Annotated in this window: 3 protein-coding genes; 1 reads left to right on the forward strand and 2 read right to left on the reverse strand. The window is 56.8% G+C overall.

From position 1 onward, the window contains the following. Positions 1–74: 74 nt before the first annotated feature. Positions 75–1,316 (reverse strand): ABC transporter permease, encoded by a 1,242-nt coding sequence (locus tag VEG30_00945; GenBank protein HXZ78466.1) that lies wholly within the window; start codon positions 1,314–1,316, stop codon positions 75–77. 15 nt (positions 1,317–1,331) lie between these two features. Beyond that, complete coding sequence (locus VEG30_00950; protein ID HXZ78467.1) at positions 1,332–2,573, reverse strand: ABC transporter permease; 1,242 nt, start codon at positions 2,571–2,573, stop codon at positions 1,332–1,334. Here VEG30_00950 and VEG30_00955 point away from each other — a divergent pair. Beyond that, on the forward strand, positions 2,560–2,715 hold the full coding sequence (locus VEG30_00955) for a hypothetical protein (protein ID HXZ78468.1): 156 nt from the start codon (positions 2,560–2,562) through the stop codon (positions 2,713–2,715). The two genes, VEG30_00950 and VEG30_00955, sit on opposite strands and share 14 nt — an antisense overlap. Positions 2,716–2,911: the final 196 nt, after the last annotated feature.

The raw sequence follows: 2,911 nt of genomic DNA on the forward strand, positions 1-2,911 counted from the left end.
CTTCAAGAATGCCATCGCGCGAGCAGGCGCTGAAGGAGCAAAGCCAATTGGAACGACAGTGTTGGCCGTTGCAACTACTCGTACCGCAAAGCCTCAATGGGATCCAGACGCGAGGCACGGACAGCAGGCACCATGCCGCTCACCAGCCCTACCGCACTGAGGATAAGCGTGGCCATAAGAAGAGTGCTCGGAGCAATGATCAAGCGAACATCGCCAGCTTCCGCGTTCTTCGCCATAGCACTGTATAGGGTGAGCCTTCCGACAAAGAGCGCGACGGCGTAAGCCAGGATGACTCCCAGCGCCCCGCCGATGAAAGTGATGGTTAGAGATTCGGCCAGGAACTGAAGCAGGATATGACTCCTGCGCGCGCCCAACGCCTTTTCCACGCCAATCTCACGGGTTCGCTGCGTCACCGAGACCAGCATGATATTCATGAGGCCAACCCCGCCGATGGCCAACGTCAGCGTACCGATGAAACCCAACAAAATCTTCAGCCCGAGGGTGATGAGTTCGAACTGGTGGACCTGTTCCATAAGGTTAAACACGTTCAGGGCGCGGCGGTCGGTCGGGTTGAACTTGTGTTCTACAGCCATCACGGCGCGCACGGAGTGTTCCAGACTTTCGTACGCCGGGGTCTCATAGTTGAACCATATGGAGTCGAGGTAGTGTGTATTCTTAATATCGCTCATGGTGGTGAACGGGATGTAGATCACGCGGTTAACATTGTCATCGCCGGCCTGCATTTTGGGGCCCAGGATCCCGATGACCTGGAAGCTGAGGCCATCGATGCGGATCCGTTCGCCCAAAGCGTTTCGTCCAGAGAAAAGCTTTTCTTTGGCTTCGGAGCAAATGACGGCGACGCGGGCGTGCTGCATTTCATCTTGTTCGTTGTAGAAGCGGCCCAGCGCCAGCTTGAGCGCGCGCAGGGAAATGACGTTGGGATAGTTGCCGGTCACGTTGAAGGTGAAACTTCTTGTCTCGTATTGGATGTTGGCCTGCTTGTCAGCTTCTGGAGTGATCTGAGCGATTTGGGGAATATTGGTGGTGAGCGTGTCCACGTCCTCAAGAGTAAAGCGTATGGGCACACCGGCCTTCTGGCCGCCAGCCTGCATCGAGGTACGACCAGGAGCCATGATCATCAGCTTGGTGCCGAACTCGGCGAAGATGTTGGCACAGGCTCGGCCAAAGCCGTTACCGTAGGCAAGTAGCAGCACAACCGTGGCGATACCCCATGCCATGCCCAGCATGGTGAGAGTAGTGCGGCGACGGTTGTACTTCATAGCCCTGTAGGCTTCGTGCAGCAAATCACGGAACATCGTCTTGGACCCCGTTTACTCCTGTCTGAGTGCTTCCACCGGCTGCAGCAGGGCGGCCTTGCGCGCGGGATAGAGTCCAGCGGCCACGCCCGCCAGCGTCAAGCTGACAATTGCCAGAATCGCTGACCCGGGAACCAGTCTGGGAGGATCAAAGTTGGCGGGCCCTTGCTGCCGGCCGAGCAACGCCATCACGGCGCTGGCTAGCCCCATACCGATCATTCCACTAAACAGCGTAAGAAGAATGCCTTCCAAGAAAAACTGGATCAGAATGCTTCTGTTGGTAGCCCCCAGGGCTTTGCGCAATCCGATCTCGCGGGTGCGCTCACTGACTGCCACCAGCATAATGTTGATGACGCCGATCGCTCCCAGGGCCAGAGTCACCAGTCCCACCGTGCCCAGGAACAGGTTCATGGCATCAAAAATCCTGCCCATCGCCTCGGCCTGCTCAACGGTATCCAGGTTTTCAAATGCATCTTCATCACGGTAGTCGAAACCGTGATTACGGGCGATGATCTTGCGCACCTCTTCTCGCGCCAGCAAGTGCTCCGCGGGCACACGAGGCTGATAGTTGATCAGCGAGATGGAGTTTTGGTGGTTCTCGCCTTTAAGCGGAAAGTAGGTCGCCATAACTTGGAAGGGAATGTACCCGCGCATGTTGGTTAGGTTCTCGTCACCACGGCCGATACGTTTCACGGTACCGATGACTTCGAACCTGACGTCATTGAGCAGCATAGCGGCCCCAACCGCAGGTCGTCCGGAGAACAGGTTCCGGGTCAATTCGTCACCGAGGACGATGACGTTGCGTCTCTGGGCTTCGTCCAAGTCATTGAGCCAGCGTCCCTGCTTGAGAGGAAGATAGCGGATTTCACCGTACTGCGGCTCCACTCCAAGAATTTGCCCGTTAGCGCTGGCGAATTCGCTAACCGCACGTATGTCATCCCGAGCAAGGACGGGGGAAGCATTGCGGACGTGGGGTGCCTCCTTCCGGATATCCCCGTAGTCCTGGTTGGTAAGCAGATAGCTGCGCGCGGAGTTCATGCTGCCCGCGACTACGGGCGCGCGACCGGGGAAGATAAACATGATGTCTTCCCCGAATTCGGCCAGCCCACGCTTGTTTCCCGAACGGAAACCCTCACCCAGACCGACGAGGAGCAGCAACGATCCCACACCCCAGGCCACGCCGAACATGGTGAGGAAGGAGCGCAGCTTGTGGGCCCACAAAGTGCGGAAGATTTGCGCAAGGATGTCCAAGATCATCCGCATCATCACAGACATTGTACCTTCGGCCTTTCGACCAAAACAGCTTTTGTTCAAAGGTCCGACCGACATCAACTTCTGCTCGGAAAAGAAGCAGCAGCAGATAGTTGATATCGCGATAGCCGCGACCGCGGCGCAGTAGGGCTTTGATGAATCCGCCCCATACGTATCGCCGCCATGTCTCGCCTACGGATTCTCACTAAGGGATCACGCAAGAACAAGTTTACAGTTGCGGCTTGATAGTGTAATTCCACTCGGGCAGCGTTTCGTGGGGCTGTAATCGAAGGGAAGCGATTTGATCCGAGGTCGGCTTGAGACCGCAAGGATAATAGTGCCGG

The sequence above is a fragment of the Terriglobales bacterium genome (assembly GCA_035624455.1).
In the GTDB taxonomy this organism is placed as follows: domain Bacteria; phylum Acidobacteriota; class Terriglobia; order Terriglobales; family Acidobacteriaceae; genus DASPRM01.

Bases quoted from the DNA above. Each gene is read 5' to 3' on its own strand.
- VEG30_00945 (HXZ78466.1), bottom strand. From the start codon at position 1,316: ATGTTCCGTGATTTGCTGCACGAAGCCTACAGGGCTATGAAGTACAAC.
- VEG30_00955 (HXZ78468.1), top strand. From the start codon at position 2,560: ATGTCCAAGATCATCCGCATCATCACAGACATTGTACCTTCGGCCTTT.
- VEG30_00950 (HXZ78467.1), bottom strand. From the start codon at position 2,573: ATGATCTTGGACATCCTTGCGCAAATCTTCCGCACTTTGTGGGCCCAC.